Consider the following 25,658-nt stretch of genomic DNA (forward strand, 5'->3'; position numbering starts at 1 on the left):
TGGTCAGCGAGGTGCTCTGGCCCGCTGGTTGCGGCGGGCCAGCGCGACCAGCTCGGCGTTGTTCACCGCCGTGGTCCCGTCCGGCTTCGTGAGGGTGTCCTCCAGGCCCATGCGCACGTGGTGTTCCAGCCGCGCGGCGTAGGTGAGGACGGGCCACGCGTCGGCGTCCCGGCCGTGCAGCACGACCGGCAGGCCGAGCGGTTCGACCAGCGTCAGCAGGCTTTCCGCCGCGGCCGGGCCGGTCCGCACGACGATCCGGCTGGTTCCGTCCGGCAGCTCGCGCAGGTCGGCCGCCGCCTCGATCACCAGCTCGACCGCGACGCCTGCCCGGTGCAGTGCCGCGGCCAGCTCACGCCACGCGGGATCGGCGACGTGGACGCTCGCCATGTCGGGCCGCCCGGCCGCGAGCGGGGCCCAGCCGGCGATCTGCCTGAGGCGCTCGCCGGGCACGTTCGTCGACACGCCGATCTCGACGCCCGGCACGGCGGCCCTGACCGTGGCGATCGTCGTGGCGATCTCCGGTCCGGCCAGCGTGGGCACGCCGAGGACGTCCCTGGGGTGGAGGTGCACCGCGGTGGCGCCGAGCGCGGCGGCGGCTGCCGCGTCCTCCGCGAGGCGCACGGGGGACAACGGCAGGGCCGGGTGCTCCCCGGCTGTGCGGGAGCCGTTCAGACAGGCTTGCAGCACGACTCACACGGTCCCACAGAACGTCCGGCGGCGCGGTGGCCGAAGGGTTAGCTTGGAGGGGTGACCCCGCGGCTCGCGCAGTCCGACCTCCTGATGGGCGACCTCGCGCTGGGCGCCGCCGGGCTGCTCGCGGTGGCGGGCGTGATCGTCGTGGCCCTGCTGCGCCGCCGGCGCTGACTACAGGTCCCAGCCCTCCGCCAGGGTCCGCACCAGCTCCTTCTGCCGGGTCTCCAGCAGCGCCGGGGTCCACTCCGCCTGCGCCAGCACCTGGCTGGTCAGGCCGAACGCCGCCACCCCCGTCCTGCTCAGGAAGTACTTCGCCTTCTTCTCCGCGAAGTCGAAGTTCTGGGCCTCGGAGTTCTTCGCCCTGGTGAGCAGGACGAGGTTCGCGAGCCGGTGCGTCCAGGTGAGCCGGTCCTCCTCGGTGAAGTCGGCGAGCCACACCGAACCGTCCCTGGGACGCTGCGGCAGGACGTGCTCGACGGTGATGATCGGGAAGTCGTAGACGACGCCCGCGCTCTGCGCCAGCATCTCGTCGAGCCGCAGCAGCACGTACTTGCGCGTCTTCTGCACCAGGTAGACCGCGCCGTCGAGCTGCCGCAGCGTCTCGGCGCGTTCGTCGGCGTCCAGCTCGAACGAGGCCGACTCCAGCCCGTTGCCGGAAGCGAGGTCGCGCAGCAGGTTCGCGTACCTGCCCACCCGCGGGGTCGTGTAGATGCGCCGGATGAACATGCTGGCGGCGAGCCGTTCGAGCTTGCGGAAGAAGCCGTCGAGCCACTCCGGGTCGTCGCCGTGGTGCCGCACGGCCCACAGCGCGGGAGGCAACCAGTCGCTGTTGTCGATCTGGGCGAGTCTGCGGAACCACGAGTTGACCTTCTCGGCCTTGGTCGTCGCGGTGTACCCGAAGTCGCGGATCTGCTCGTACGCCTCCGCGTACGGGACGAGCACGTCGTCGACGAACTCGGCCTCCCGCCCCGCGTACTGGTCCAGCACCTGCTTCGGGAACTCGGTGAGCAGGTCCTGCTCCGCGCGCCGCTTGGCGAAGATCATCCGGAGGTAGAGGAACAGGTCGGCGAAGTCGCGCCTGCCCAGCACCACCTCGGCTTCCTCCCACCGCGCGGCGTACACGTGGTCGAGCTGCCCGATCACCTTGGACTTGAAGATGTCCGCGGGCGAGAGGTCGAGGCCCCTGGCGTTCATCACGCTGAAGATCCGGTGCGCGCTGGTGAGGCTGGGAGTGCTGACGATCACCAGGAACGTCTTCGCGCTGATCATCTTGACCAGCTCACGACGCCTCTCCTCGTCCTGCTTGAGCAGGGCGTCCCGCAGCGCCTTGGCGTTGTCGCGGATCGCCCGCTGCGCGTCGGTCTTCAGCGCATCGTCGCTGAGGCCGACGAGCTGCTCGACGCGCCCCTCCTCCTGCACGTAGGAGTGGAAGAACGGCTGGTCGAGCTTCCGCAGCGCGAGACGCGGCTTCTCCTCCAGGCCGAGCAGCTCGTCCCCCTGCTCGGTGATCATCTTGCGGAGCGAGTCGCGGATGCCGCCCTGCGGCGCGAGGTCGCGCACGATCGCGAGCAGGAGCGTCAGCGTGGTGAGCCGCTGCTGGCCGTCGATCACCTCGGCGTCGGCGTCGCCGTCCTTCTTGACCAGCACCATCGAGCCCAGGAAGTACGGCTCCCCGTCCCCGCGCCCGACCGCCTCGCTCAGGTCGTCGAGCAGCTGCAGCGCCTGCTCGGTCTCCCACGCGTAAGGCCGCTGGTAGTCGGGGATCCGGAAGTCGTAGTCGCTGCCGAACACCTTGTGCAGCGGGACCTCGTGGGCTTCGAGCTTGTGCATGATCGCCTCATCGGGAGCCCCGCGGCCGTCGTTACGTCCTGCGGAACTCGCGGTCCGGCTCCAGAATCTGCCCTGATCGCCCCACTCCCTCCCGGAGGTACGAAGATCATGGCCATCACCGTCAACCTCGACATGCTGCTCGACAAGGCGTACGAGAACCTGCCGCTGAGCGAGATCCTGGACGCGCCCGTCGACGCGCTGCAGGGCGTGAGCCCCGGTGACGCGGAGAAGCTGAAGGCCGCGTTCAACATCAAGACCGTGCGCGACCTGGGCACGAACAAGTACTTCCGTGCCGCCGTGACGCTGCTCGACCTGGAGGCCACCGCCCGGTAGCGGGGTGGACGGCGCGCCGGCACCGCCGCGCGCCGTCCCAGGGGCCCGACCTGGGCGGTCAGGATGATGTTGGTCCTTTCTCGGGTCACCCGGTTGGATGACCCCCGTGTCGACGGACCTCACCACCGAACTGCTGCTGCACCGCGCTGGCACCAAGTCGTACTGGCGCGGCCTGACCTATCGCGACGCCGTGCTGTCCCTGCGGGTGCACAGCAGGTACGTGGCCGCTCGGGTTCGAGGTGGTGACGACGAGGCTTACGCGGTCGAGCTGTCGTGGTCCGACACGCACCTGGTGGGGTCCTGCACCTGCCCGCACGGCACGGAGGGGTTCTTCTGCAAGCACTGCGTCGCCGTGGGGCTGGTGCTGCTGGACCGGGGTGAGACCGTGCCGCCGCCGGACGCCGAGGACGTGGAGCTCAAGGACGTGTTGAGAGCGCTGCCCCCGGAGGCGCTGCGGGACCTGCTCTACGAGCAGGCGGCCGGTGACCTCAAGCTGCGGGCGCGGATCATCTCAGCACTCTGACACCTGCTGCGGCTCCGGCAGGAGCCCGCAGTGCTTCGGCGGCCTCAGCGCGACGTCGGCCAGTACCCAGCCCTCGCCGGCGCGGACGAAGGTCAGCAGGTGCGGCAGGCCGTAGCCGGTGGACCGGACCGGCCCCGGCTTCTCGAAGTACAGCTCGCCGTGTTCGTGGACGTGCGCCACGACGATCTTGTGGTTCTGGTCGGCGTCGATCCGGCGGAGCATCGTCCTGACCACGGCGGACCGGTACCGGGTGCGTTTCGCGGCGGCGGAGGCGAGCTCTTCCTCGTGGACGGCGAGCCGTGCGGCCAGCGCCGGGGTGACCGGGACGCCGAAACCCGGGGTCTGCGGGGCCGTGGTGACCTTGTGGGCCCGGTTCTCCAGGTAGAGCTGGGCGATGCGGGCGATCTCGCCGCGATCGGGGTCCGCGAGAGCGACCGGGGTGGCCGAGGCGCCCGCCAGCAGCACCGGGACCAGAGCGAGCACGGCTGCCCTCATTCGCGAACCCCCATCCGCACGGCCTCGTCTGGTGGGACGTGCCGTGGCGCCGGGGGTTGCGCGGGGGCCGAGGGCGGCGAGCGCTCAGAGCGGCAGGCCGTAGGCGTAGGCCACCAGCTTGAGCCCGGGCACCGGTGACCAGTCGCGTTCGGGCAGGCGGATGAAGCCGAGCCGCTCGTACAACCTGTGCGCCGACCTCATCTTCTCCGACGACGACAACACCAGGTCGCTCACGCCGGCGGCGCGTGCCTTCTCGACCACCGCACGCACCAGTGCCTCGCCCACGCCCTTCCCGCGCGCGGACGAGGCGACCGAAAGCATGCGGAACTCCAGCTCGCCCGGCCGCGAGATCTCCGCGTACGGCGTGCCGGGGTGCACGACCGTGACCGAGCCCAGCACCTCGTCCGCGTCGTCCACGGCCACGAGCAGCTCCGCGTCGCGGAAGCGGGACGCGGCGTCGGCGAGGTTCGCGGCGTAGTCGTCCTGCGCGGTCACATGCCCGTCCGCCACGTACGCCTCGACCGTGATCTCACCGACGGCGGGCAGGTCGGACTGCCTGGCCGGACGGATGTGCGGGTCAGCCATCTGCGCCTTCCTCACCGATGACGGCAACCTCCCTCGCCGCGTCCGGACCGGACTCCAGCAGCACGCGGAAACCCGCCTCGTCGAGGACGGGGACCTTCAGGGCGACGGCCTTGTCGTACTTGGATCCTGGCGAGTCGCCGACGACGACGAAAGAGGTTTTCTTGGAGACGGAGCCGGCCGCCTTGCCGCCGCGGGCGAGGATCGCCTCCTTCGCCGAGTCGCGGGAGAACTCCGTGAGCGAGCCGGTGACCACGATGGACAGGCCCTCCAGGTTCCGCGTGATCGACGCGTCGCGTTCGTCCTCCATCCGCACGCCCGCCGCGCGCCACCGCTCGACGACCCTCTGGCGCCACTCCGTCTCACGCCACTCGACCACGGCGGCGGCGATCGTCGGGCCGACGCCCTCCGTGCCGGCCAGGACCTCCTCGTCCGCCGCGCGGATGGCGTCCATCGAGCCGAACTCCAGGGCCAGCGCGCGAGCGGCGGTGGGGCCGACGTGCCGGATCGACAGCGCGACCAGCACCCTCCACAGGGGACGGGACTTGGCCGACTCCAGGTTGTCCAGCAGCTTCAGCGCGTTCGCGGACAGCTCGCCGTTCTTGGTGGTGAACCGCTCGACCTGGCGCAGCGCGTCGACGTCGAGGTCGAACAGGTCGGCCTCGTTCGTGTAAGCGGTGGACTCGGTGATCGCGGCCGCCGCCTCGTAGCCGAGCACCTCGATGTCGAGGGCGGCGCGGGAAGCCAGGTACGCCAGGCGTTCGCGCAGCTGGCCGGGGCACGTCTCCGCGTTCGGGCAGCGGATGTCGACGTCGCCCTCCTTCATGGGCCGCAGCACGGCGGCGCACTCGGGGCAGTGCGTCGGCATCACGAACTCGCGCGCGTCCTCGGGGCGGGCGGCGAGCACCGGGCCGAGCACCTCGGGGATCACGTCGCCCGCCTTGCGGATGACGATGCGGTCGCCGATGAGCACTCCCTTGCGCTTCACCTCGGAGGCGTTGTGCAGCGTGGCCCGCGCGACCGTGGACCCCGCGACCTTCACCGGCTCCATCACGGCGAACGGCGTCACCCGGCCCGTGCGCCCCACCTGGACCTGCACGTCCAGCAGCGTGGTGGTGGCCTCCTCCGGCGGGTACTTGTACGCGATGGCCCACCTCGGGGCGCGGGACGTCGTGCCCAGGCGACGTTGCAGCGCCACCTCGTCGACCTTCACGACGAGACCGTCGATCTCGTGGACGGCGTCGTGCCGGTGCTCGCCCCAGTACTCGACCTTCTTGCGCACGTCCGCCGGATCGGTGAGCACCTCGGTGTGCGACGACACGGGCAGGCCCCACGCCTTCAGCGCCTCGTACGCGAGCGACTGGCGGGCGACCTCGAAGCCCTCGGACCTGCCGATGCCGTGGCAGATCATCCGCAGCTTCCGCGAGGCGGTGATCTTCGGGTCCTTCTGCCGCAACGACCCCGCCGCCGTGTTGCGCGGGTTGGCGAACGGCGGCTTGCCCTGCTCGACCAGCGACGCGTTCAGCGCGAGGAAGTCCTCCACCGCGAAGAAGACCTCACCGCGCACCTCCACCAGATCCGGCACCGGGTAGGCGTCGGACGACTTCAGCACCTGCGGCACGTCGCCGATCGTGCGCACGTTCAGCGTCACGTCCTCGCCCGTGCGGCCGTCGCCGCGGGTGAGCGCCCGCGTGAGCTTTCCCTTCTCGTACAGCAGGTTGATCGCGAGACCGTCGATCTTCAGCTCGCACAGGAAGTGTGTGCCCTCACCGATCTCCTTGCGCACGCGCTCGAACCAGGACGCCAGCTCGTCCTGCGCGAACACGTTGTCGAGGCTGAGCATGCGCTCCAGGTGGTCGACGGCGTCGAACTTCGTGGAGAACGTGCCGCCGACGAGCTGCGTGGGCGACTCGGGCGTGGCGAGGCCGGGGTGCTCGGCCTCCAGCGCCTCCAGCGACTTGAGCAGCGCGTCGAACTCGCCGTCGGTGACGATCGGGTCGTCCAGCACGTAGTAGCGGAACTGGTGCGAACGCACCTCTTCCGCGAGCACGGCATGCCGCTCGCGCACCTCTGCGGGGACGTCTTCAAGGCTCTCGCTGGTCACGTCCCACAGCTTAGTGAGCAGGTCCGACAGTCCTCAGCCCTGCGACTGCCCCGCCAGCTCACGGACGAGTGACCTCAGCTCCAGCAGGCTGATCGTTCCCTCCGGTTCGAGCTGCGCGGTCTCCACCCGCCGCAGCCGCTCCCCCGCGAGCCGCTCGCCGAGCGTGACGTCGAGAGGCAGGAACGTCATCGTCTGCCGCTGCTGGTCGGTCAGCTCGCACAGGGCCGGGTGGTAGACGGCGACGTCGACCACGTCACCGTCCACCTGGGCCACCACGCGGTAGTCGCCGAGCCGCAACCGCACGTCGCCGAGGTTGACGACCACCTCGGTCGGATCGGGCACCGGCGGCACCGAGTCGTGGAACTCCCACACCATGTCCGCCGGCGGCGCCGCCTTGATCCACGCGTCCGTGTACGGGCGCAGCCGAGGGTCCTCCTGACCGGTGACGACCAGCGCGTACATCGCCATGTGGCCCTGTTCGAGCGAGAACACCAGATCCGGGTGCAGCCCGCGCACGAGGTCCCGCAGCTCGTCCTCGACGCGGTGCGGCTCCCCGTCACCGAGCGCCGCGCTCACCACCGGCACCAGCTCGAACCACCGCTCCCAGAACCGTTGCGCGGCCTCGTCGGCGTTCGGCAGGTGGGCGGGGACGACGTCCTCGGCTTTGCGGCGGCGGAACCACTTCATGATTCTCAAGGGTAGAGCTTGCGGCCTTCCGCGAGCATGTCGACGAACTGCGCGATGCGCTTGCGCCGCGTCTCCTCCCTCTTGGCGTCGTGGATGCGCAGCAAGACGGCAAACCGGTTCTGGCTGTTCAACGTCTTGAACGTCGCCTCGGCCTCGGGGTTGGCCGCGAGCGCCTCCACGAGGTCCGGCGGCACCTCGATGGTCGCGGGCCCGGGATAAGCCGCGTCCCACCGCCCGTCCGCCTTGGCCTTCTCGACCTCGGCGAGCCCGGCGGGCAGCATCCGCCCCGCCGCGATCAACGCCTCGACCTTGCCGCAGTTGCGCTTGGACCACTTGCTGCGCGCAGTGCGAGGCGTCCAGCGCTGCGAGTAGTACGTCTCGTCGATGGACCGCACGAGCCCGTCGATCCACCCGTGGCACAACGCGACGTCGAGCGCCTCGTCGTAGGTGATCGTCCTCAGCCCCGACCCCTTCTTCGCGTACTTGAGCCACAGCTCGGTCTCGGTCGCGCCGTTCTCGTGCAGCCACGCGTCGAACTCGGCGGGCCCCTCGAAGACGATCAACGCATTCTCCTCAGGCAGAGCGTCATCTGCTCACAGCAAACACCGGTTTCCGCGGCTGTGGGGAATCTTCCTGGTTGTCAGCGCTGTCTTTCGCCGCACGGTACGGCTGCGAGGTTGCGTGGCCGGCGGGGAAACCCGGTGGCGCGTGGCGGCGGTTTTGGCCACAGTGCGCGTCATGCTGATCCGGCGGGAGACGCCCGCAGACATCGACGCCATCCGCACCGTCACCGACCTCGCGTTCAAGAACGGCCCCGAAGCGCCGCTGATCGACTGGCTGCGTGCCGATCCCGGCTGGATTCCCGAGCTGTCCTTGGTCGCGGTCAGCGAGGGGGTTATCGGGCACGTCGTGTGCACGCGTGGCTATCTCGGCGACATGCCCGCGTTGGGGTTGGGGCCTATCAGCGTGCATCCGGACCACCAGCGCAACGGTGTCGGTTCGGCTTTGATGCACGCCGTGCTCGGCGGCGCGGAAGCCCGGGGCGAGCACGCGGTCACACTTCTGGGTGATCCTCGGTACTACTCGCGGTTCGGCTTCCGGCTCGCCTCGGAGTTCGGCATCACGCCGCCGGTCGCCGAGTGGGAGCCGTACTTCCAGGCCCGCCTGTTCGAACCGGTGCCTGGTGGGGCGTTCCGGTACGCGGAGCCGTTCAACCGGCTTTGACGGGCCGCGGCCCTTGGTGGAACCCATCGCCTCAGACAGGTCTGGCGATCTGCGCGACGTCGCCCGCCGACGTGCGGGCGAAGACGCTGCCGTCCGGCAACGCGGACACGGTGTCGATGAAAAGCCCGTCGCTCAACGGCTCCCAGCCCGCGCCGAGGCGGTGGGGGCGGCCGGCGACCAGCGAGTAGATCCCCACGGTTCCGTCCGGGCGCAGCACGACCTCGGGTGAGGCGTCCAAGCCCCGGGCGATCTCGCGCCACGCACCCACCGCGCTCACCTTGCCCGCCTTGCTCGTTGCACCCGCCGGACCCGCCGGACCCGCTGCGCTCGCTGCACCCACCGGACTCGCCGCACCCACCACGCTCGCCATGAGGGCGGTGCCGGAGCGGACGTACACCGACACCGACCCGTCCGCGTGCACGACCGCCGACGGCTTGCCCGAGGCGAACCCCGGCGGACTCAGCGGAATCGATTCGGACTGACCGGCCCCCTGGGGGGATCGGGTCCCCATCCCAATCATCCCAAGCGGGTCTGACAATTCCGCGACGCTGCCGTCCACCAGCACCGCGTACACCCCGACCGTCCCATCCGGACGCAGCACCGCCTCAGGGTCCCCGCCAACCCCCGAAGCCACCGACCGCCACACTCCACCACCCAAAGCCATCACCTCGCCCTGAACCGTGCGGGCGAACACGAACCCCCCAGCCACCGAAGGCCGCCCGACGAACGACCGGGAGGTACTCAGCCGGGTCCCGCCGGCCCAGACGTCCCCGTCCAGCACCACGTGAACGGTGCCCGCCACGACCTCAGGCCCGCCCTGCCACGCCTGGCGCAGCATGGCCGAAGCGCGGTCGAAAGCCTGGTCGTACCGCTCCGGGCAACAGGACCGCTGGACGGCGTCCGCCAGCAGGCCGGGGGTCAGGTCAGCCCGGTCGGCGCGAACAGCGGCCTCGAAGAAGCGCCGGGCCGCGTGAGAGACGTCCATGACCTGTTGCGGTGTGCCCCAGCCCATCGACGGGCGTTGCTGGAAGACGCCGAGCGAGTCGCGGTCGCCGCACGGGAGGTTGTTCATGTGCGACTCGACCCAGCCCGCTTCGAAGGCCGCGAGCATCACCTTGTCGCTGACGTCCAGTGCGAGGCCGACGGCGTGCACCGTGCGGATGACGTCCGGGTCGTGGGTGGGTGGGACGACGCAGCGCGCGTCGCGTGGCAGGGCGTGGGCCGTACCGGTGAGCAGCAGCACGAGGACCAGCGCGAGCCTGAGCACAAGTCCGAATTGGACACCCGGGCTCGCGCCGGCGCCACTCAGGAGTTCGCGATCAGCGAGAAGCCGAGGACGCCTGTCGCCGTGAAGTCGATGGCCGGTTCGGAGCTCGGCCACGAGCGCAGGTCGTCGGCGAACACGGACCTCGCCGAGTCGAACTCCAGCGTGTAGGGCTTGGTGCAGTCGACGGAGCCGGGTGGCATGCCGCCGAGGTCGCCGAACAGGGACGCGTCGTTCGGGCCGTTGATCACGGCGCCCACCAGGACCTTCTTGCCGCCTGAAGGGGATCCGGAGAGGTTCGCGGCCTGGTGGTGCGGGCATTCGGGGAACTTCGTGCCGACGCCGACGATCAGGGTGGTGCCCCAGGCGTTGGTGCCGAGGGCGAAGCCGCGTTGCTGCGTGCCGAACGTCGCGTACTCGGTCGAGCCGGTCAGCTTGCGGTAGAGCGCGGCGGTGGTGATGAAGCCGAACGTGCGCGAGCCGACGTCCCAGGTCTCGACGTTGGCCGCGGTGCGGAACGGGGAGGTGCGCGCGGCGTCGGCGCCTTGGCGGAGCTGGCGCCGGAGGTCGGCCACGACCTGCTGTTCGGTCACCGCGGCGCCGGGGACGCCCTTGCGCAGCAGCGGCGCGAGGTCGGCGTGGCCGAGGGCGGAGATGTTGTAGACGTTCAACGTGTCCGGGTCGCCGGTGGCGAGGAACTGCCCCGCCCAGTACGCGGCGGCACGGGCGAAGCCGGGGTAGCGCTTGTCGTGCAACGACTTCGCGGCGAGGGCGAGCTGGGTCGCGCCGAACTCGAGGTCGTCGGTCCACGACTCCTCGGGGTAGTAGGCGTGCGGGAACGCCGTCACGAGCTCGCCGACGTCCGTGGTCTTGGCCAGCGCGAACAGCGAGGCGGCCTTGTCGAGGTACGCGCGGGCGAGGCGCGGGTCGCGGCGGGACTCGATCTGGGCGGCCAGGGCGAACGAGCCGGCGACGCGGCCGACGAGGTTCGGGCTGATCTTCTCGCCGGGGGCGTTCGCGGCGAAGACGGGCCGGTGCTTGATGTAGTACTCGCGGTCGCCCGGCCGCACGTCCAGCCGGTCGTCGGCCTCGGGCAGGCGCCACACGTCGTGGTCGCCGACGAAGCCGAACTCCTCGGAGCCGGTGCCGATGCCGACCTGGGCGTAGAGGACGCCGGTCTGCTCGTCCCACGCCTTGTCGAGCCACCGCAGGCCGAACTTGGCTTCTTCGTAGAGCACCGCGTCGTGCTTGTCGCGCAACGCGAGCAGCATCGACGCCGTGGAGTAGGAGGAGGCGTGGGTGAACTTCACGAAGTCGCCCGCGTCGAACCAGCCGCCTTCGAGGTCGACCGTCACGCCGGTGGGCCGCAGCGGCGCGGCGATCTGGTCGCCGCCCTCACCGGCGAACACGGGCGGGTCGTAGACCATCGCGGTGCGGTCTGTGAGGTGCGAGGGCTTGCGGTTCAAGCGGCCGGGGATGACGTCCGCGCCATCGCGCTGGGCCTGGAAGAACTCGACGGTGTTCCTGGCGACCGGGGCGAACAGCTTCTTCAGGGAGTCGACGCGGAACGGCTGCGACACGGCCGACCCCACCTTGATCCGGTACGTGCCGGACCGGCGCAGCGAGGAGAAGTCGACCGGGTGGACGGCGGGGTACCTCTCGCTCCACGCCCCGGTCGAGGCGCCGGTCCTGCCGGTCAGCACGGTCCTGCCGCGGTCGTCGACGACGGTGAACCTGGCGTTGGCGGCACCGCCGAGGACGTACGCGTGCTTCGCCTCGGTGGTGCCGAACCCCACCTGGTCGAGCCTGATGTGCCCGGCGGGCGCGGCCTCGGCGGGTGCCGCGACCACGCCGGTGAGCACTGCGGCGACGAGCGCCGCCCGTCTGATGCGCATGAGAGGAACTCCCGGTCCCGGCCCCGACCACAGGCCATCGGTTAAGAAAGTTTCCTAATAGTGCGCAGCAGACTAGCGGCCCGAACCGGCCATCACCAGCCCTCGGGCGGCTCCTGGAACGCGGACGACAGGTCGCGCGTGAGCGACAGGGCGCGCTTCACCCAGCCGGACGTCGCACCGGCGAGTCCGCACGTCGGCGTCGGCAGCGCCTTCTCCGCGAGGATCGACCGCGGGAACCCCAGGCGGTCGACCAGCGTGAACGCCCGCTCGCCCACGTCCTTCAGCGACACGGGGGCGCCGGGGTCGATGCTCGGCACCAGGCCCAGCGCGAGCGTCGTGCCCGCCTCCCAGGTCTCGCCGATCTCGTCCAGCGTCTCCGCGCCCTTGACCAACGTGGCGTCGAACGCGATGGCCGTCGCGCCCGCCTCGCGGAGCAGTGTCAGCGGCGGCTGCGGAGCACAGCAGTGGACGACCACCTCGTGCTCGCCCAGCGCCTCGATCACCGTCGCCAGCACCGCGCGGGCGTCCGGTTCCGGCACGGCGGGCACCGTGCCGAGCTTCGACGGCGTCGGCAGCAGGCCCCGCAGCACCGCGGGCAGGCCCGGTTCGTCGAGCTGCACGACGACCTTCGCCCTGGTGCGCTTCGCGACCTCGGCGGCGTGCAGCCGCAGCCCTTCGGCCAGCGACTCGGAGAACTCCTTCACGGCGCCGCGGTCGGTGAGGACCCGATGGCCGCGCATCAGCTCGATGTTCGACATCAGCGTCCACGGCCCCGCGGCCTGCACCTTGACCACCGAGGGCTGCGCGCCCGCGCGCTCCAGCGCCTCGTCGAACGCGTCGAGGTCGCCGCGCAGCAGGTCGACGGCGCGCCGGTGGTCGCGGCCCGGACGCGGGGTGACCCGGTAGCCGGAGGTGATCACCTCGATCGCGAGGTCGACGAGCAGGCCGGCGGTGCGGCCGACCAGGTCCGCGCCGACCCCCCGCGCAGGCAGCTCCGGGACGTGCGGCAGTTCCGGCAGCTCACCGACGACGACTCGCGCCGCCTCGTCGATGTCTGTTCCCGGCAGCGATCCGATTCCAGTGGCTCCACGCACCGCCGCATTGTCCCACCGCCCTTCGAACCGAATAGGTCTAGACCCATTGACGCTATGGTCCAGTCCACTTACCGTGATCGAGCAGGTGCTTTCCGTATGAGGCACCCACAGTCGTGGTGCGGGAGCGCGACGCGCCCCGCGTTCCCGCACCACTTCCCTTCCTCCCCTGCCGGAAGGACCTCCCATGACCCGATCCACCCTGCTCGCCGCCGGGGCCGCCACCGCGCTCGTGGCCGGTCTCGTCGCCATCGCCCCCGCAGCCTCGGCCGCCGGGGAGTCCGCCTCGTTCAGCCAGGACTCGTCCTGGGGCTCCGGCTACCAGGGCAAGTTCACGATCGCCGCGGGCACCACCGCGCTCAGCGGCTGGAAGCTGGAGTTCGACCTCGACGGGGCCACCGTCGGCTCCTACTGGGACGCCTCGATGACCCGCAGCGGCAACCACCACACGTTCACCCACCGCGAGTACAACGGCAACGTGGGCGCGGGCGCGTCCACGAGCTTCGGCTTCCTGGTGAACGGTTCCGCCTTGCCGGCGAACTGCAAGCTCAACGGCGTCCCGTGCAGCGGTGGTGGTACACCCACCACCACGACCACCACCACTTCGACGACCACTACGACGACGACCACGACCGGTGGCCCGATCCCGAGCAGTGCGCGCGTGGCGCCGTACATCGACATCACGATGCCGAAGCCGTCCCTGGTGGACGTGGCCAACGCGACCGGCCAGAAGCACTTCACGCTCGCGTTCGCGCTGGGCTCGTCCGCGGGCTGCGACCCGGCGTGGGGCGGCACCGTGCCGTTGAACGACAGCCGCATCGTGAACGACACCAAGGCCCTGAAAGCCCAAGGCGGCAGCGTCATCGTCGCGACGGGCGGCGCGATGGGCCCGTACCTCGAACACGTCTGCTCCACAGCGGACGCCCTCTACAACGCGTACGTGAAGGTGCTGGACGCCGTGGGGTCCAACAGCATCGACGTGGACGTCGAAGCGACCATCCCGCAGGCGATCGTGAACACGGCGCTGAAGCGGTTGCAGGACACTCGCGGCACGACCGTCAGCTACACGATGCGCATCCAAGGCCAGGACTACGGCATGGACCCGTACTCAGTGGACGTGCTGAAGGACGCAGCTGCCAAGGGCGTCACGGTGCTCGTGAACCCGATGCTGATGAACTTCGGCTACTCGGGCAACTGGGGTGACGCGATGGTCAACGCCGCCAACGCGACTCTCGGGCAGATGCGCACCATCTGGCCGTCGAAGTCCGACGCGCAACTGAAGGCGTTGCTCGGCCTCACGCCGATGATCGGACGCAACGACACGGGACCGACGACGACTCAGGCCGACGCACGCAAGGTCGTCGACTACGCGAAGGCGAACAAGGTGGGACGGATCGCTTTCTGGTCCGCGGGCCGTGACAACGGGTCGTGCCCCAGCGGCGGAGTCTCGCCCACGTGCAGCGGAATCCCGCAGTCCGACTGGGAGTTCACGAACCTATTCCGGACCTACGCGGGCTGATCCGAAGCGAGGGAAGAGGGTCGGCGCGGTCCTGCCGCACCGGCCCTCTTCCGGTTCGCCCGAGGCTGTTAACAGGAGCCGCAGCACCCGCAGCTCGGACCCGTGCACGAGCTGCAACAAGAGCATCCACCCATAGCAACCACCTCCGTTGGAGAGCGAACGATCCTTCGGACCGTAAGTCGGTGGACACGCTGCGTGACACCACCGCCAGGGTGATTACGCTGCCACGAATGAATGGTCCTGCCGACATGCTCGCCGCCGACAAAGCCTCGTCCGCCCTGGGCATCACGCTCGCCGAGGTGCGCGACGGGTACGCGCTGCTGCGGATGACGGTCACCGAGAACATGATCAACGGCCACGGCATCGCGCACGGCGGGTACGTCTTCCTGCTGGCCGACTCCGCGTTCGCCTACGCCTGCAACCGAGCCGGGTCCGTCACCGTGGCCGCCTCGGCCGACGTCGACTTCCTCCTGCCGGCGCACGAGGGCGACGAGCTGGAGGCGGAGGCGGTGGAACGGACCCGGTTCGGCCGCAGCGGGATCTACGACGTCACGGTCAGGCGAGGGTCCGAGGTCGTGGCGGAGTTCCGCGGCCGGTCGCGGACGCTGCGCTCCTGAGACCGGCGAACTGCAGCACCGCGAACCCGAGCACCGCGAGTCCCTGCGCGAGCACCAGCGCGACGCCGAGACCGCTCAGCGGGAACCATCCCGCCGTGGCGGTGAGCACGCTGTCGAGCGCCCACACCGTGTTTCCGATGATCACGAGCAACACGATCCTGCGGTCCGGGACTTCGCGGGTGCCGAGGAAGTACACGCCCACGCCGTAAAAGACGCAGAACAGGCCGAGTCCGATCTGCAGCCCGGCCGGCATTCCGACCTCCGGGCGAACCAGAACGGTCAGCACGCCGAGCAGGAAGGAAGCGACACCGTCGAGTTTCAAGGCGAATTTCAACATGGCCCGACGATGGCTCGCGCACCGCTGCCAGAACCACGTCAAACGCTGCCAACACCTGCCATCAGGTCCGCCGCGACCAGGCGCGCGGCGGCGTTCTGCCAGTTGTGGAGGGTTCGCTCGGGAACCTGCGTGACGAACCACTGCAACGCGCGCCGGTCCTCCGCGTCGAGGTCCTCGCGCTTGGTCCGCACCGAATACGGGCGGATTCCCTTGACGTAGTAGAAGTACAGGGCGTTGTAGTGACGCCATTCGTCGCTGGTGCCGAAATCACCGTCGGCGGGCTTCAGCCGCTGAATGCTCTCCAGCAACATCCTCTTCAGTTGTGCGGCCCGTTCCAGCGGCGGGCCCTCGTCCGTCAAAGCGATCAACGGGCTCGCCACGAGCTTTCCGAGATCGCCGTAGTGGCTCAACGCCTTGCGGGTGAACCGGGCGAACTCCGCCGGGTCGTCCGTCACCAGCGGCGGGCGCTTGGGCAGTGCCTCCACGGCTTCGCGCAGCTCGGCGCGTTCGGCGGCGACGGCGGGCACGGCGAGGCGGTCGACGACGGAGGCGAGCGGGTTCGCGAGCACCTGGACGGCGACCGCGGCCGCGACGGTGGTGAACACGAGCAGGTCCGGGCCGTCGAACAGCAGCACCTGCGACCCGAACAGCACCGCCGTGAACCCCGCGATCACCAGCGACCGCAGCATGTCCGCGCGGATCGCCTCCCCTTCCTCGACCGCGTCGGTCACCGCGACCAGGACCCCGAACACCACGAGGTCGACGCCGATCATCGGCAGCGTCACCGCGTCGGGCAGGAGCCGGAGGAGGAACGCACCCGCGCCCAGCCCGAACATCACTCCAACGAGTGAAAAGTAAGTGCGTTTCCTTATGGCTAGCGCCGTCGCGGCGGCCAACGGCAGCAACACGACCCACGGCACCCAGAACGCCGCGGCGAGGAACGGCAGCACCGCCGCCGCCCACCACCTGACCAGCTCCGGCCGCGCCAGCAGGAGGATCGCCCCCGTCCAGGCCAGCGCCGGCACGCCGACCAGCACCGGATGGGGCACCACGACCGCGACCGCGTACCCGGCCATCCCCGCGCCCGCCCACCACAGCAGCGGCCGGGCGGGGCCGCGGGACGGCAAGTAGAGCCCGAGCCACCAGGCGAGACCGAAGACCAGCAGCGATAGGCCGAACACGGGTCAACGCTAGCCCCACCTGCGAAACTACTGTGCATGCCGGTAGAGCTGACGCTCCACAAAGCGGCCGAGGAGTTGCGGCGAGGCGACCTCGCGAGCGTGCTGCGCGCACGTCAGCGCGTCGCGGGTCTGGTCGGCACCTACCCCCACCGGCTCGACCTGCGCGAGCGGCTCGCGGACGTCTACCGCGTGCTGGGCCAGCCCGCTCAGGCCGGGCGCTGGACGTACCTGTCCGAGCACCGCGACCCGGAGGAGACGCTGGCGTTCGAACGGGCCTACCGCCGCGCGGAGGCACGGCTGGGAGCGCTCTCCTGGCAGGGCACCGTCGACGACGCTCCCACGCAGACCGCGAGGGAGCGGCTCGTGTCGTTGCGCGAGGAGGCACGAGCCGAGCTGCGCCACGAGCTCGCCGCGACGCCGAACCAGGAGACGTCGTGGGGCGCGTGCCTGATCGTCATGGTCGGCGGCACGTTCGTGCTGGTGTGTTTCCTGCTGGGAATCGTGACTCTCGCGCAGTTCTTGTGGAAGCTGGTCTCATGAGAACGTTGTCGCAGTACGTCCGCCGCACCCCGGTCCTGCGCGCGTCCGTGGACGGGCGCCCGCTGGTGTTCAAGCTGGAGCAGCTCCAGCTCACCGGCTCGTTCAAGCTCCGCGGCGCGGTGAACAAGCTGCTGGCGCTGAACGCCTCCGAGGTCGTGACGGCGTCCGGCGGCAACCACGGCATCGCCGTCGCGCAGGCCGCGCAACTGCTCGGCGCGCACGCCACCGTGTTCGTCCCGGTGACCGCGCCCGAGACCAAGACGAGGCGCATCGAGGCGTTGGGCGCCAAGCTGATCCGGCACGGCGACACCTACGCCGAGGCCGCGGCGGCCGCCCGTGAGCTCGGCGTCGCGTACGTCGAGGCGTACGACGACCAGGCGGTCATCGAAGGCCAGTCGACCGTCACGCGCGAGATCGTCGAGGACGTGCCCGAGGTGGACACGATCTTCGTCGCGGTCGGCGGCGGCGGTCTCGTCGCGGGTGCCGCGCTCGCGTCCGGCGGACGGCACGTCGTCGCCGTCGAACCCGAGAACTGCTGCGCGATGCACGACGCGCTGAAAGCCGGGAAGCCCGTCGACTCGGTCGTGCGGTCCATCGCCGCGGACGCCCTCGGTGCGACGCGGGCCGGTGCGCTGGCGCTGAAGATCCTTCAGCGGCACCACGTGTCCTCGAAGCTGGTCGCGGACGACGAGATCCTCGCCGCCCGCGACCGCCTGTGGGAGGAGTTCCGGATCGCGGTCGAACCGGCGGGTGCCGCGGCGTTCGCGGCGTTCCTCAGGGGCGACGTGTCGAGTGAGCTGCCCTGCGTGCTCCTGTGCGGAGCGAACTCGGAGTGGCGTCCCAGCTAGCGCGGCGGAAGCGGCGGGCGCCCAGCCTGCGCAACGGCGACACGACCCACACCGGCACGTCGTCGCGGCGGTCCCGGGCGCTCAGCCTGCGCCGCTCGGCGGGGCTGACGAAGCACCGGAACGCGCTGCGAGCCCGCGCGGCCAGGTCCGGCTCCGGCTGGAAGAACGTCGCGTCGATGAACGTCACCCGACGAACGCTAGAACCGCTTCTCTGGCCCTACAACCGATTTTGCACGTCGCGTCGATGGCGGCGCCGACCCTGCAACCGTTCTGGCCCGTGGCGTCGATGGGTGGCGTCGGCCCCGCAACCGTTTCAGCTCGTGGCGTCGATGGTCGCGCTGGCCAGCACGACGTCTCCCGCCGCGTCCTCGCGGTAGATCGCCACGGCCTGACCGGGCGCCACGCCGCGCAACGGCTCGCGCAGCTGCACCCGCAGCACACCGTCGACCAGCTCGGCGACGGCCGGGGCCGTGCCGCCGTGCGCCCGCACCTGGGCGACGCACTCCACCGGTCCGTCGAGCTCGACGTGCGCGACCGGCGAGGACGCGGAGATGCCCGTCACGGCCAGCTTCTCCGCCGCTCCGACGCGGACGGTGCCCGACACGGGCTCCAGCGCCAGCACGTAGCGCGGGCGGCCGTCGGGGGCGGGGCCGTCGAGCCCGAGGCCCTTGCGCTGGCCCACGGTGAACTCGTGCACGCCCGCGTGGCGGCCGAGGACCGCGCCGGTCTCGTCGTCGACGAGCAGGCCCGGCTTCGTCTCCATCCTGCCCGCGAGGAACTTCTGCGTGTCGCCGTCCGGGATGAAGCAGATGTCGTGGCTGTCCGGCTTCTTCGCCACCGACAGGCCGCGCTCGGCGGCCTCGGCCCGGACGGCCTCCTTCGTCGTGTCCCCCAGCGGGAACATGGCGTGCGAGAGCTGCTCCTCGGTGAGCGAGGCCAGCACGTACGACTGGTCCTTGCCGAGGTCGGCGCTGCGGCGCAGCTCCGGACGCCCGCCGACCATCTGAAGCCGCGCGTAGTGGCCGGTACAGACGGCGTCGAAGCCGAGCGCGATCGCCTTGTCCAGCAACGCCTCGAACTTGATCCGCTCGTTGCAGCGCAGGCACGGGTTGGGCGTGCGGCCCGCCGCGTACTCCGCGACGAAGTCCTCCACGACCTCCTCGGTGAAGCGCTCGGCGAAGTCCCAGACGTAGAACGGGATGCCCATCAGGTCGGCCGCGCGCCGGGCGTCGTGGGCGTCCTCGATCGTGCAGCAGCCACGGGCGCCGGTGCGCAGCGTGCCGGGCTTCGCCGACAGCGCGAGGTGCACGCCCGTAACGTCGTGTCCCGCTTCGACGGCGCGCGCCGCCGCCACCGCGGAGTCGACACCACCGCTCATCGCCGCGAGGACCTTCACTGCTTGACCACCTTCCGGGAACGCCTCATACCTGCCAGACCCGCCGTGCGGGCCCTCTCCACCACCGGGCCGATCACCGACACGAGCTTCTCGACGTCCGCGCGCGTCGACGTGTGCCCGAGCGAGAACCGCAACGAACCACGCGCGAGCGCCGGGTCGACGTCCATCGCGACGAGCACGTGGCTCGGCTGTGCGACACCGGCCGTGCACGCGGAGCCCGTCGAGCACTCGACACCGCGGGCGTCGAGCAGCATCAGCAGGCTGTCGCCCTCGCAGCCGGGGAACGACAGGTGCGCGTTGCCGGGCAGCCGGTCGGCCGGGTCGCCGTTCAGGATCACGTCCGGCACCACGGAGCGCACCGACGCGATCAGCTCGTCGCGCAACGCCGTGAGCTCGGCGGCGCGCTGTTCCTGCTCGTCCACCGCGATGCGCACGGCCTTCGCCAGACCGACGATCGACGGCACGTCCAGCGTGCCGGACCGCACGTCGCGCTCCTGGCCGCCGCCGTGCAGCAACGGCGCGCACTTCACGTCGCGTGCCAGCAGCAGCACGCCCACGCCGTACGGCCCGCCGACCTTGTGGCCGGTCATCGTCAGCGCGGAGGCACCGGAGGCGGCGAAGCCGACCGGCAGGACGCCCACGGCCTGCACCGCGTCCGTGTGGAACGGGACGCCGCGCTCCGCGCACACCTGCGCGATCTCGTGCACCGGGTTGATGGTGCCGACCTCGTTGTTCGCCCACATCGTGGTGACCAGGGCGACGTCGTCGTCCAGCGCCTCGGCCACGGCCTGCGCGGACACCCGGCCGTAGCGGTCGGTCGGCAGCCAGGTGACCTCGGCGCCCTGCTTCTCCAGCCACTCGACGGCGTCCAGCACGGCGTGGTGCTCGACGGCGGAGGCCAGCACGCGGCGCTTGCCGCTCGCCCAGTAGACGCCCTTGACCGCGAGGTTGTCGCTCTCCGTGCCGCCACCGGTGAAGAGCACCTCGGACGGCCGGGCGCCCAGGGCGTCGGCGATGGCCTCGCGGGCCTCCTCGACCGCCCTGCGGGCGCGCCTGCCCGAGGTGTGCAGCGACGAGGCGTTGCCCGTGGTGGACAACGCCTCGATCATCGCCTCGATCGCCAGCGGGTGCATCGGCGTCGTGGCGGCGTGGTCGAGATAAGCCATCAGGGCTCCAGCGTAGCCCGCATGCGCGGCCCGGTCAGAATCGCTCCCACCACGGCCAACGCCGCCATCGACAGGTTCAGCACGACGACGCCCGCGGTCGGCGCGGTCGCCACGACGAGGACACCGCCGAGACCGATCATGGTCGCGGAGAACACCATGTCGGAGATCTGCAGCGCCGCCGAGTTGAACCCCCGGTCGGCCTCGGGTGACGCGGCCATCATCAGCACGCCGACGCTGGAGGTCGCCATGCCCATGCCCGCGCCCGCCACGGCCCACAGCACCGGTGTGAGGAAGGCCGGACCCCAGTTCGGTGCGATGAGCGTCACTGCGGCGACCCCGGCCGCGACGAAGAGGAACCCGGTGCGGACGAGCGTGTGCCGTTCGATCTCGGGGTGCCGGGACGCCCACATCGACGCGCCGGCCCAGCCGAGCGCGCTCAGGGTGAGCGGGATGCCCGCCTCCAGCGGCGAGTAGCCGTGCACGACCGTCAGCGTCAGCGGGATGAAGCCCTCGACGGCGAAGAACGTGCCCGCGAGCATGCCGCGCGCGAGGATCGTGACCGGCAGGCCGCGCCGGGCGAACAACGTGCCCTTCGGCAGCAGGACGCGCAGGGCGGGCGCGAGCAGCAGCAGCGACACGGCCAGCATCCACCACGTGCGGTGCTGCAACGCCCAGCTCAGGCCCGCCACGCCGACACCGGTCGCGACCGCGGCGGCGGGCAGGTGCCTGCGCGTCGGCGGGGTCTCGGTGTGCGGCGGCAGCGCCTTGAGGACCGGGACGAGCAGCACGCTGCCGACGAGCACGAGCGGCACGATCGCGAGGAACACGAGCCGCCAGGTGAAGTGCTCGGTCGCCCAGCCCGCGACGGCGGGACCCACCAGCGACGGCACCACCCAGGCGGCGGAGAGAGCGCCGAACACCGCGGGCCGGTCGGCCTCCGGGTACGCCTTCGCGATGACCACGTAGATCGCGACGATCAGCAGGCCCGCGCCGAAGCCCTGCAGCACGCGCCCGGCGAGCAGCACCGCCATCGACTCCGCCACACCCGCGACCACCAGCCCGGCGAGGAACAGCGCCACGCCCGCGAAGATCGACGGTCTGGGGCCTCTGCGGTCCGACAGGCGCCCGGAGAACACCGTCGCGATGACGCTCGCCGCGAGGTTCGCGAGGAACGGCCACGCGTAGAGCTCCTCGCCCCGCAGCTCCCTGACCATCGTCGGCATCGCCGTGCCGACCCCCATCGCCTCGAAGGCGAGCAGGGTGACGAGCAGCAGGATGCCGGTGGTGGGCCAGCGGCGTTCAGGGGAGAAGAGGCGCGAGGGCGTGGGGGCGGTGAGAGTCACCCGTTGATGGTGCTCCCTCCAGTTCGGTCGAGGTCAAGCGGGTTGTTTGCTGTTCGGCAAGTTTCGCGAGCGCCCGGCGGTCCGCCGCCCGTCCCGGCGCGATCTCGTCGAGCACGTGGACCTCCACCTCCAGGCCCCGCAGTCGCAGCACGCGGCGGATCGAAGCGGCGAGCGTGTCGTCGCCCACGAACGCGGGCTGCGTCGTGACGTGGCCGCCGATCCGGTACCGCAGCACGACCGGCCGCACCGGCACCCCGGCGTCGAGCGCGGCCTGGAACAGGGCGGGCCGGTAGCGCCCGGACGCGAGCCCGCACCAGGTGGTGCCCTCGGCGTGGACGCCGACCGCCTGCCCCGCGCGCAACGCGGCGGTCAGCTCGCGGACGGTGCGCGGCAGCTCGCGCAGGTTCTCGCGGTCGAGGTAGACGGTCCCGGCGGCGGTGACGAGCGGGCCGAGCACCGGCCAGCTCCTGATGTCCTTCTTCGCGACGATCCGGATGGGCTGCACGGCGTCGATGGCCAGCTCGTCCAGCCACGACACGTGGTTGCTGACGACGAGCACGCCCCGTCCGGGAACCTCCTGGAACTTCCCGGCGCCGTGGACGCGCAGCCTGACCCCGAACGCCCTCAGGACCGCGTGGAACCACAGGCGGACGACGCCTTCCCTGTGCCTGGCGGGCAGCAGCAACGCGAACGCGATCAGCGCCCCGCACAGGATCGCCGTGACGGCGGCGACCGCGCGCCACACCTGCCTGATCCGGCCGGCCAGGGGCGGCGTGCCGCCGACGCAGCCGTCACCGCAGGGCGACGAGGGCATCCAGGCGTGGCTCATGCCTCCCCCAGGAAGAACCGGAGGTAGCGCTGGTCCAGGTGGTCCATGCCGAGCAGCAGGAACAGGTCGGCGACGCCGAAGTCCTCGTCGAACGCGGGCGGTCCGCAGACCTGCGCGCCCAGCCGCAGATAGCCCTTGAGCAGAGGCGGGACCACGGTGCGCGGCGGACGCGGGACGCTGCCGGCGTCCCACGGGCGGTGCGGCGTCACCCGGTACCGCTCGGGCGCGAGGTGCTTGGCCCGCACGGTGTCCCACACCCCGGCGGCGAGGCTTCCCCCGTCGTGCAACGGGATCGAGGCGCAGCCGACGAGCCACCGGTGGCCGCTCAGCACCATGTACCGCGCGATGCCCGCCCAGACGAGGCTCACGACGGCGCCGTTGCGGTGGCCGGGGTGCACGCACGACCGTCCTGTCTCGACGGTCGTGTGCCGGAGGCCGTCGAGGTTCGCGAGGTCGAACTCGCCGTCGCTGTAGAGGCGTCCGGTGCGGCCGGGCGGCAGCATCCGGTAGCAGCCGACGATCTCGCCGGAGCGGTCGTCGCGCACCACGAGGTGGTCGCAGTGGGCGTCGAACTCGTCGACGTCGTGGCCGGGCACGGCGCTGTGCAGCGTCGCGCCCATCTCGCCCGCGAACACGTCGTGCCGAAGCCGCTGGGCGGCGGCGACCTCGGCACCGTCGCGGGCGACGAGCAGGGAGTAGCGGGGTGCGTTCCCGTCCCGCTGGACCGGGGTGCTGACAAGCAGTTGTGGCTGCGTCATGGGCACCAGGGTGCGACCGGGGCGGCGAATGACAGCAGGTCACAACGATGACCGGTCGGTGGCGGTCGGATGAACCCGCGGTGCGGCCCCTCCGCCGGGAAGGGCCGCACCGCGTCAGCTCAGCACCACTTGGGCTTGTTGTACTTCGCGATGCCCTTGAGGCGGTTGTACTCGAACGTCCGCGTCTCGCCGAACGGGATGTTCTTGCAGGCCGGGTCGAAGCCGCGCGAGACGTCGATGGTCGCCTTGCGCTTGGTGGCGTGGCAGTTGAGCAGGGTGACGACGCCACCGCCGCCGAAGTTCACGTCCTTCTCGCCCATGAAGTAGAGCTTCTGCTGGCGCCACGAGCACGGCCGGTCGGCGGACGCCGGTGCCGCGGCGAGGGTCATGAAGCCGGCCGCCATCACGAGGCCGAGCGCTGCCGACGCAACACGCTTGAGCTGTCCCACGGAGACTCCTTCGGTCAGGGTCGTTGGGGACATGGTTCGCGAAACGCCTGACAGATCACTGACTACGTTTAGCAACACGAACCGGACACATAGGACACAAAAGAAACGGCCGCCCCGCCGGGAAGGCGGGACGGCCGTCGGTGAGCCGGGAAGCTCAGCCCTTGCGCTTCTTGACCTCGTCGGTCAGCTGCGGAGCGACGTTGAACAGGTCGCCCACGACACCGAAGTCGGCGATCTCGAAGATCGGGGCCTCGGGGTCCTTGTTGACCGCGACGATCGTCTTCGAGGTCTGCATGCCCGCGCGGTGCTGGATGGCACCGGAGATGCCCAGCGCCACGTACAGCTGCGGCGAGACCGTCTTGCCGGTCTGGCCCACCTGGAACTGGTGCGGGTAGTAGCCGGAGTCGACGGCGGCGCGCGAGGCACCGACGGCGGCACCGAGCGAGTCGGCGAGGTCCTCGACGACCGAGAACTTCTCCGCCGAACCGACGCCGCGGCCACCGGAGACGACGACCGACGCCTCGGTCAGCTCCGGGCGGTCGCCACCGACGACGGCCTCGCGGGAGGTGACGCGGGCAGACTTGGCGGCGTCCACGGAGATCGTGACCGACTCGTCCAGCACGGCGTCCGCCGCGGACTCCTCGGCCTCGACGCCGCCGGGGCGGACGGTGATGACCGGGGTGCCCTTGCTGACCTTCGCCTTGACGACGAACGCGCCACCGAAGATCGACTGCACGCCGGTGCCGTCGGCCTCGACGTCCACGACGTCGACCAGCCAGCCGGAGTCGATGCGCGCGGCCAGCCGGCCGGCGACCTCCTTGCCCTCGGTGGTCGCGGAGAGGAGCACCGCGGACGCGTTCGGGACGAGCGCGGCGAGCGCGTCGACCTTCGGCGTCACCAGGAAGGCGGCGGCGTCGTCGGACTCGACGGCGTAGACCTTCGCGGCGCCGAACCTGCCGAGCGACTCGCGGATCTTCGACGCGGTGCCGGGAGCGCCCACGACCACGGCGGCCGGGGTGCCCAGGCGACGCGCGGCCGTCAGCAGCTCGTAGCTGACCTTCTTGACCTCGCCGTCGACGTGGTCGACCAGAACGAGAACTTCAGACATGACTTCCCCTCCCTCAGATGAGCTTCTGGCCGACGAGGTACTCGGCGATCTTGGATCCGCCGTCGCCACCGTCTTCGACGCGCTGACCGGCGGTGCGCGGCGGCTTCGGGGCCGCCTCCAGCACCTGGGTCCACGCACCGGAGAGGCCGACCTCGGACGCGTCGATGCCGAGGTCCGCCACCGTGAGGGTGGAGACCGGCTTCTTCTTCGCGGCCATGATGCCCTTGAAGGACGGGTAACGCGGCTCGTTGATCTTCTCGGTCACGGAGACCACGGCGGGCAGCGACGCCTCGAGGAACGCGACGCCCTCGTCGGTCTCGCGCTCACCCTTGATCGTGGTGCCCTCGACGGTGACCTTGCGCAGCTGGGTGACCTGCGGCAGGCCGAGCAGCTCGGCGAGGATCGCCGGAACCGCACCGCCACGACCGTCGGTCGCCTCGTTGCCCGCGATGACCAGGTCGACGTTCTCGACCGTGCCGATCGCCTTCGCGAGGACCTTCGCCGTCGCCAGCGAGTCGGAGCCGTGCAGCGCCTCGTCGCTCACGTGGATCGCCTTGTCGGCACCCATGGACAGCGCCTTGCGGATGGCGTCGGTGGCGCGGTCGGGACCCATGGCGATCACGGTCACCTCGCCGCCGTGGGCCTCCTGCAGCTGCAGGGCCTCTTCGACGGCGCGCTCGTTGATCTCGTCGAGCACGGCATCCGCGGACTCGCGGTCAAGGGTGTGGTCGGCGTCGGTGAGCTTGCGCTCGGACCAGGTGTCAGGCACCTGCTTGACCAGGACAACAATGTTCATGGGTCCTCTTCGACCTCCTGCGGACGGGCGGCGACGCTTGCGCAGAGGAC

The 25,658-nt window shown here is 70.9% G+C and carries 28 protein-coding genes; 8 read left to right on the plus strand and 20 right to left on the minus strand.

Going from position 1 to position 25,658, the window contains the following annotated elements; all coding sequences use genetic code 11:
- Window positions 1–3: 3 nt before the first annotated feature.
- Window positions 4–687 (minus strand): 3-keto-5-aminohexanoate cleavage protein, encoded by a 684-nt coding sequence (locus tag BLT23_RS19020; RefSeq protein ID WP_090051104.1) that lies wholly within the window; start codon window positions 685–687, stop codon window positions 4–6.
- A gap of 60 nt (window positions 688–747) precedes the next feature.
- Here BLT23_RS19020 and BLT23_RS42060 point away from each other — a divergent pair, with 60 nt between their 5' ends.
- Window positions 748–864 carry an MYXO-CTERM sorting domain-containing protein gene (locus BLT23_RS42060; RefSeq protein WP_281248861.1) on the plus strand — a complete coding sequence of 39 codons (117 nt, stop codon included), beginning with the start codon at window positions 748–750 and terminating at the stop codon, window positions 862–864.
- Here the strand turns inward: BLT23_RS42060 and BLT23_RS19025 are convergent, their stop codons facing one another.
- Window positions 865–2,523 (minus strand): DUF262 domain-containing protein, encoded by a 1,659-nt coding sequence (locus BLT23_RS19025; RefSeq protein ID WP_090051105.1) that lies wholly within the window; start codon window positions 2,521–2,523, stop codon window positions 865–867.
- Window positions 2,524–2,631: 108 nt separating this feature from the next.
- Between BLT23_RS19025 and BLT23_RS19030 the strand changes: the two genes are divergently transcribed.
- Both BLT23_RS19030 and BLT23_RS19035 read left to right on the plus strand, forming a co-directional pair.
- A complete protein-coding gene (locus tag BLT23_RS19030; RefSeq protein WP_090051106.1) occupies window positions 2,632–2,856 on the plus strand; it encodes a hypothetical protein in 225 nt (74 codons plus the stop codon).
- 106 nt (window positions 2,857–2,962) lie between these two features.
- Window positions 2,963–3,379 (plus strand): SWIM zinc finger family protein, encoded by a 417-nt coding sequence (locus BLT23_RS19035; RefSeq protein ID WP_143035971.1) that lies wholly within the window; start codon window positions 2,963–2,965, stop codon window positions 3,377–3,379.
- Here the strand turns inward: BLT23_RS19035 and BLT23_RS19040 are convergent.
- The 5 genes from BLT23_RS19040 to BLT23_RS19060 all read right to left on the minus strand — a co-directional run bounded on the left by BLT23_RS19040 (window position 3,368) and on the right by BLT23_RS19060 (window position 7,810).
- Complete coding sequence (locus BLT23_RS19040; RefSeq protein ID WP_143035972.1) at window positions 3,368–3,874, minus strand: hypothetical protein; 507 nt, start codon at window positions 3,872–3,874, stop codon at window positions 3,368–3,370. The two genes, BLT23_RS19035 and BLT23_RS19040, sit on opposite strands and share 12 nt — an antisense overlap.
- 84 nt (window positions 3,875–3,958) lie before the next feature.
- Window positions 3,959–4,459 carry a GNAT family N-acetyltransferase gene (locus BLT23_RS19045; protein ID WP_090051109.1) on the minus strand — a complete coding sequence of 167 codons (501 nt, stop codon included), beginning with the start codon at window positions 4,457–4,459 and terminating at the stop codon, window positions 3,959–3,961.
- Entirely contained in the window at window positions 4,452–6,560 is a 2,109-nt protein-coding gene (gene ligA, locus BLT23_RS19050; RefSeq protein ID WP_425434395.1) for an NAD-dependent DNA ligase LigA, read from the minus strand. The genes BLT23_RS19045 and ligA overlap by 8 nt, the downstream gene beginning before the upstream one ends.
- A gap of 33 nt (window positions 6,561–6,593) precedes the next feature.
- On the minus strand, window positions 6,594–7,247 hold the full coding sequence (locus BLT23_RS19055) for a globin family protein (protein ID WP_090051111.1): 654 nt from the start codon (window positions 7,245–7,247) through the stop codon (window positions 6,594–6,596).
- A gap of 5 nt (window positions 7,248–7,252) precedes the next feature.
- Window positions 7,253–7,810, minus strand: a complete 558-nt coding sequence (locus BLT23_RS19060; RefSeq protein WP_218133792.1) for a YdeI/OmpD-associated family protein — start codon at window positions 7,808–7,810, stop codon at window positions 7,253–7,255.
- Between the two features lie 175 nt (window positions 7,811–7,985).
- Between BLT23_RS19060 and BLT23_RS19065 the strand changes: the two genes are divergently transcribed.
- Complete coding sequence (locus tag BLT23_RS19065; RefSeq protein WP_090051221.1) at window positions 7,986–8,471, plus strand: GNAT family N-acetyltransferase; 486 nt, start codon at window positions 7,986–7,988, stop codon at window positions 8,469–8,471.
- Between the two features lie 31 nt (window positions 8,472–8,502).
- Here BLT23_RS19065 and BLT23_RS19070 read toward each other — a convergent pair whose 3' ends face one another.
- From BLT23_RS19070 to BLT23_RS19080, 3 genes are all read right to left on the minus strand, one after another.
- On the minus strand, window positions 8,503–9,738 hold the full coding sequence (locus BLT23_RS19070; RefSeq protein ID WP_090051113.1) for a hypothetical protein: 1,236 nt from the start codon (window positions 9,736–9,738) through the stop codon (window positions 8,503–8,505).
- 38 nt (window positions 9,739–9,776) lie between these two features.
- Window positions 9,777–11,630 (minus strand): glycoside hydrolase family 9 protein, encoded by a 1,854-nt coding sequence (locus BLT23_RS19075; RefSeq protein ID WP_090051114.1) that lies wholly within the window; start codon window positions 11,628–11,630, stop codon window positions 9,777–9,779.
- A gap of 92 nt (window positions 11,631–11,722) precedes the next feature.
- The gene (locus BLT23_RS19080; RefSeq protein WP_245744031.1) at window positions 11,723–12,724 is read right to left on the minus strand and encodes a methionine synthase; all 1,002 of its coding nucleotides are present in this window, start codon (window positions 12,722–12,724) and stop codon (window positions 11,723–11,725) included.
- Window positions 12,725–12,908: 184 nt separating this feature from the next.
- Between BLT23_RS19080 and BLT23_RS19085 the strand changes: the two genes are divergently transcribed.
- Complete coding sequence (locus tag BLT23_RS19085; protein ID WP_090051116.1) at window positions 12,909–14,240, plus strand: glycoside hydrolase family 18 protein; 1,332 nt, start codon at window positions 12,909–12,911, stop codon at window positions 14,238–14,240.
- Between the two features lie 230 nt (window positions 14,241–14,470).
- Window positions 14,471–14,857: a hydroxyphenylacetyl-CoA thioesterase PaaI gene (paaI, locus tag BLT23_RS19090; RefSeq protein ID WP_090051117.1), complete on the plus strand. Its 387-nt coding sequence runs from the start codon at window positions 14,471–14,473 to the stop codon at window positions 14,855–14,857.
- Here paaI and BLT23_RS19095 read toward each other — a convergent pair.
- Together BLT23_RS19095 and BLT23_RS19100 are read right to left on the minus strand one after the other, a co-directional pair.
- Window positions 14,796–15,194 carry a hypothetical protein gene (locus BLT23_RS19095; protein WP_143035973.1) on the minus strand — a complete coding sequence of 133 codons (399 nt, stop codon included), beginning with the start codon at window positions 15,192–15,194 and terminating at the stop codon, window positions 14,796–14,798. The genes paaI and BLT23_RS19095 overlap by 62 nt on opposite strands.
- A gap of 38 nt (window positions 15,195–15,232) precedes the next feature.
- A complete protein-coding gene (locus BLT23_RS19100; protein WP_090051119.1) occupies window positions 15,233–16,375 on the minus strand; it encodes a hypothetical protein in 1,143 nt (380 codons plus the stop codon).
- Window positions 16,376–16,411: 36 nt separating this feature from the next.
- Here BLT23_RS19100 and BLT23_RS19105 point away from each other — a divergent pair, with 36 nt between their 5' ends.
- Together BLT23_RS19105 and BLT23_RS19110 are read left to right on the plus strand one after the other, a co-directional pair.
- The gene (locus tag BLT23_RS19105) at window positions 16,412–16,915 is read left to right on the plus strand and encodes a DUF6584 family protein (RefSeq protein WP_090051120.1); all 504 of its coding nucleotides are present in this window, start codon (window positions 16,412–16,414) and stop codon (window positions 16,913–16,915) included.
- Window positions 16,912–17,763, plus strand: coding sequence for a serine/threonine dehydratase (locus BLT23_RS19110; RefSeq protein WP_090051121.1), 852 nt, complete (start codon window positions 16,912–16,914; stop codon window positions 17,761–17,763). The genes BLT23_RS19105 and BLT23_RS19110 overlap by 4 nt, the downstream gene beginning before the upstream one ends.
- 313 nt (window positions 17,764–18,076) lie before the next feature.
- Here the strand turns inward: BLT23_RS19110 and mnmA are convergent, their stop codons facing one another.
- The 8 genes from mnmA to BLT23_RS19150 form a co-directional block, all read right to left on the minus strand.
- On the minus strand, window positions 18,077–19,159 hold the full coding sequence (gene mnmA / locus BLT23_RS19115; RefSeq protein WP_090051122.1) for a tRNA 2-thiouridine(34) synthase MnmA: 1,083 nt from the start codon (window positions 19,157–19,159) through the stop codon (window positions 18,077–18,079).
- Complete coding sequence (locus BLT23_RS19120) at window positions 19,156–20,325, minus strand: cysteine desulfurase family protein (RefSeq protein ID WP_090051123.1); 1,170 nt, start codon at window positions 20,323–20,325, stop codon at window positions 19,156–19,158. Before BLT23_RS19120 ends, mnmA begins: the two co-directional genes overlap by 4 nt.
- Window positions 20,325–21,668, minus strand: a complete 1,344-nt coding sequence (locus tag BLT23_RS19125; protein WP_245744032.1) for an MFS transporter — start codon at window positions 21,666–21,668, stop codon at window positions 20,325–20,327. Before BLT23_RS19125 ends, BLT23_RS19120 begins: the two co-directional genes overlap by 1 nt.
- Window positions 21,625–22,497 (minus strand): lysophospholipid acyltransferase family protein, encoded by an 873-nt coding sequence (locus BLT23_RS19130; RefSeq protein WP_090051124.1) that lies wholly within the window; start codon window positions 22,495–22,497, stop codon window positions 21,625–21,627. Before BLT23_RS19130 ends, BLT23_RS19125 begins: the two co-directional genes overlap by 44 nt.
- The gene (locus BLT23_RS19135; protein ID WP_090051125.1) at window positions 22,494–23,255 is read right to left on the minus strand and encodes a GNAT family N-acetyltransferase; all 762 of its coding nucleotides are present in this window, start codon (window positions 23,253–23,255) and stop codon (window positions 22,494–22,496) included. Before BLT23_RS19135 ends, BLT23_RS19130 begins: the two co-directional genes overlap by 4 nt.
- Before the next feature lie 119 nt (window positions 23,256–23,374).
- A complete protein-coding gene (locus BLT23_RS19140; protein ID WP_090051126.1) occupies window positions 23,375–23,704 on the minus strand; it encodes a hypothetical protein in 330 nt (109 codons plus the stop codon).
- A 154-nt stretch (window positions 23,705–23,858) separates the two neighbouring features.
- Entirely contained in the window at window positions 23,859–24,812 is a 954-nt protein-coding gene (locus tag BLT23_RS19145) for an electron transfer flavoprotein subunit alpha/FixB family protein (RefSeq protein ID WP_090051127.1), read from the minus strand.
- A gap of 13 nt (window positions 24,813–24,825) precedes the next feature.
- Complete coding sequence (locus tag BLT23_RS19150) at window positions 24,826–25,608, minus strand: electron transfer flavoprotein subunit beta/FixA family protein (protein ID WP_090051128.1); 783 nt, start codon at window positions 25,606–25,608, stop codon at window positions 24,826–24,828.
- Between the last annotated feature and the right edge of the window lie 50 nt (window positions 25,609–25,658).

The organism is Lentzea fradiae (genome assembly GCF_900100955.1).
GTDB lineage: Bacteria > Actinomycetota > Actinomycetes > Mycobacteriales > Pseudonocardiaceae > Lentzea > Lentzea fradiae.

Bases quoted from the DNA above. Each gene is read 5' to 3' on its own strand.
- BLT23_RS19025 (WP_090051105.1), bottom strand. From the start codon at position 2,523: ATGCACAAGCTCGAAGCCCACGAGGTCCCGCTGCACAAGGTGTTCGGC.
- BLT23_RS19030 (WP_090051106.1), top strand. From the start codon at position 2,632: ATGGCCATCACCGTCAACCTCGACATGCTGCTCGACAAGGCGTACGAG.
- BLT23_RS19040 (WP_143035972.1), bottom strand. From the start codon at position 3,874: ATGAGGGCAGCCGTGCTCGCTCTGGTCCCGGTGCTGCTGGCGGGCGCC.
- BLT23_RS19045 (WP_090051109.1), bottom strand. From the start codon at position 4,459: ATGGCTGACCCGCACATCCGTCCGGCCAGGCAGTCCGACCTGCCCGCC.
- BLT23_RS19055 (WP_090051111.1), bottom strand. From the start codon at position 7,247: ATGAAGTGGTTCCGCCGCCGCAAAGCCGAGGACGTCGTCCCCGCCCAC.
- BLT23_RS19065 (WP_090051221.1), top strand. From the start codon at position 7,986: ATGCTGATCCGGCGGGAGACGCCCGCAGACATCGACGCCATCCGCACC.
- BLT23_RS19075 (WP_090051114.1), bottom strand. From the start codon at position 11,630: ATGCGCATCAGACGGGCGGCGCTCGTCGCCGCAGTGCTCACCGGCGTG.
- BLT23_RS19085 (WP_090051116.1), top strand. From the start codon at position 12,909: ATGACCCGATCCACCCTGCTCGCCGCCGGGGCCGCCACCGCGCTCGTG.
- paaI (WP_090051117.1), top strand. From the start codon at position 14,471: ATGAATGGTCCTGCCGACATGCTCGCCGCCGACAAAGCCTCGTCCGCC.
- BLT23_RS19095 (WP_143035973.1), bottom strand. From the start codon at position 15,194: ATGTTGAAATTCGCCTTGAAACTCGACGGTGTCGCTTCCTTCCTGCTC.
- BLT23_RS19105 (WP_090051120.1), top strand. From the start codon at position 16,412: ATGCCGGTAGAGCTGACGCTCCACAAAGCGGCCGAGGAGTTGCGGCGA.
- BLT23_RS19110 (WP_090051121.1), top strand. From the start codon at position 16,912: ATGAGAACGTTGTCGCAGTACGTCCGCCGCACCCCGGTCCTGCGCGCG.
- BLT23_RS19120 (WP_090051123.1), bottom strand. From the start codon at position 20,325: ATGGCTTATCTCGACCACGCCGCCACGACGCCGATGCACCCGCTGGCG.
- BLT23_RS19130 (WP_090051124.1), bottom strand. From the start codon at position 22,497: ATGAGCCACGCCTGGATGCCCTCGTCGCCCTGCGGTGACGGCTGCGTC.
- BLT23_RS19135 (WP_090051125.1), bottom strand. From the start codon at position 23,255: ATGACGCAGCCACAACTGCTTGTCAGCACCCCGGTCCAGCGGGACGGG.
- BLT23_RS19145 (WP_090051127.1), bottom strand. From the start codon at position 24,812: ATGTCTGAAGTTCTCGTTCTGGTCGACCACGTCGACGGCGAGGTCAAG.
- BLT23_RS19150 (WP_090051128.1), bottom strand. From the start codon at position 25,608: ATGAACATTGTTGTCCTGGTCAAGCAGGTGCCTGACACCTGGTCCGAG.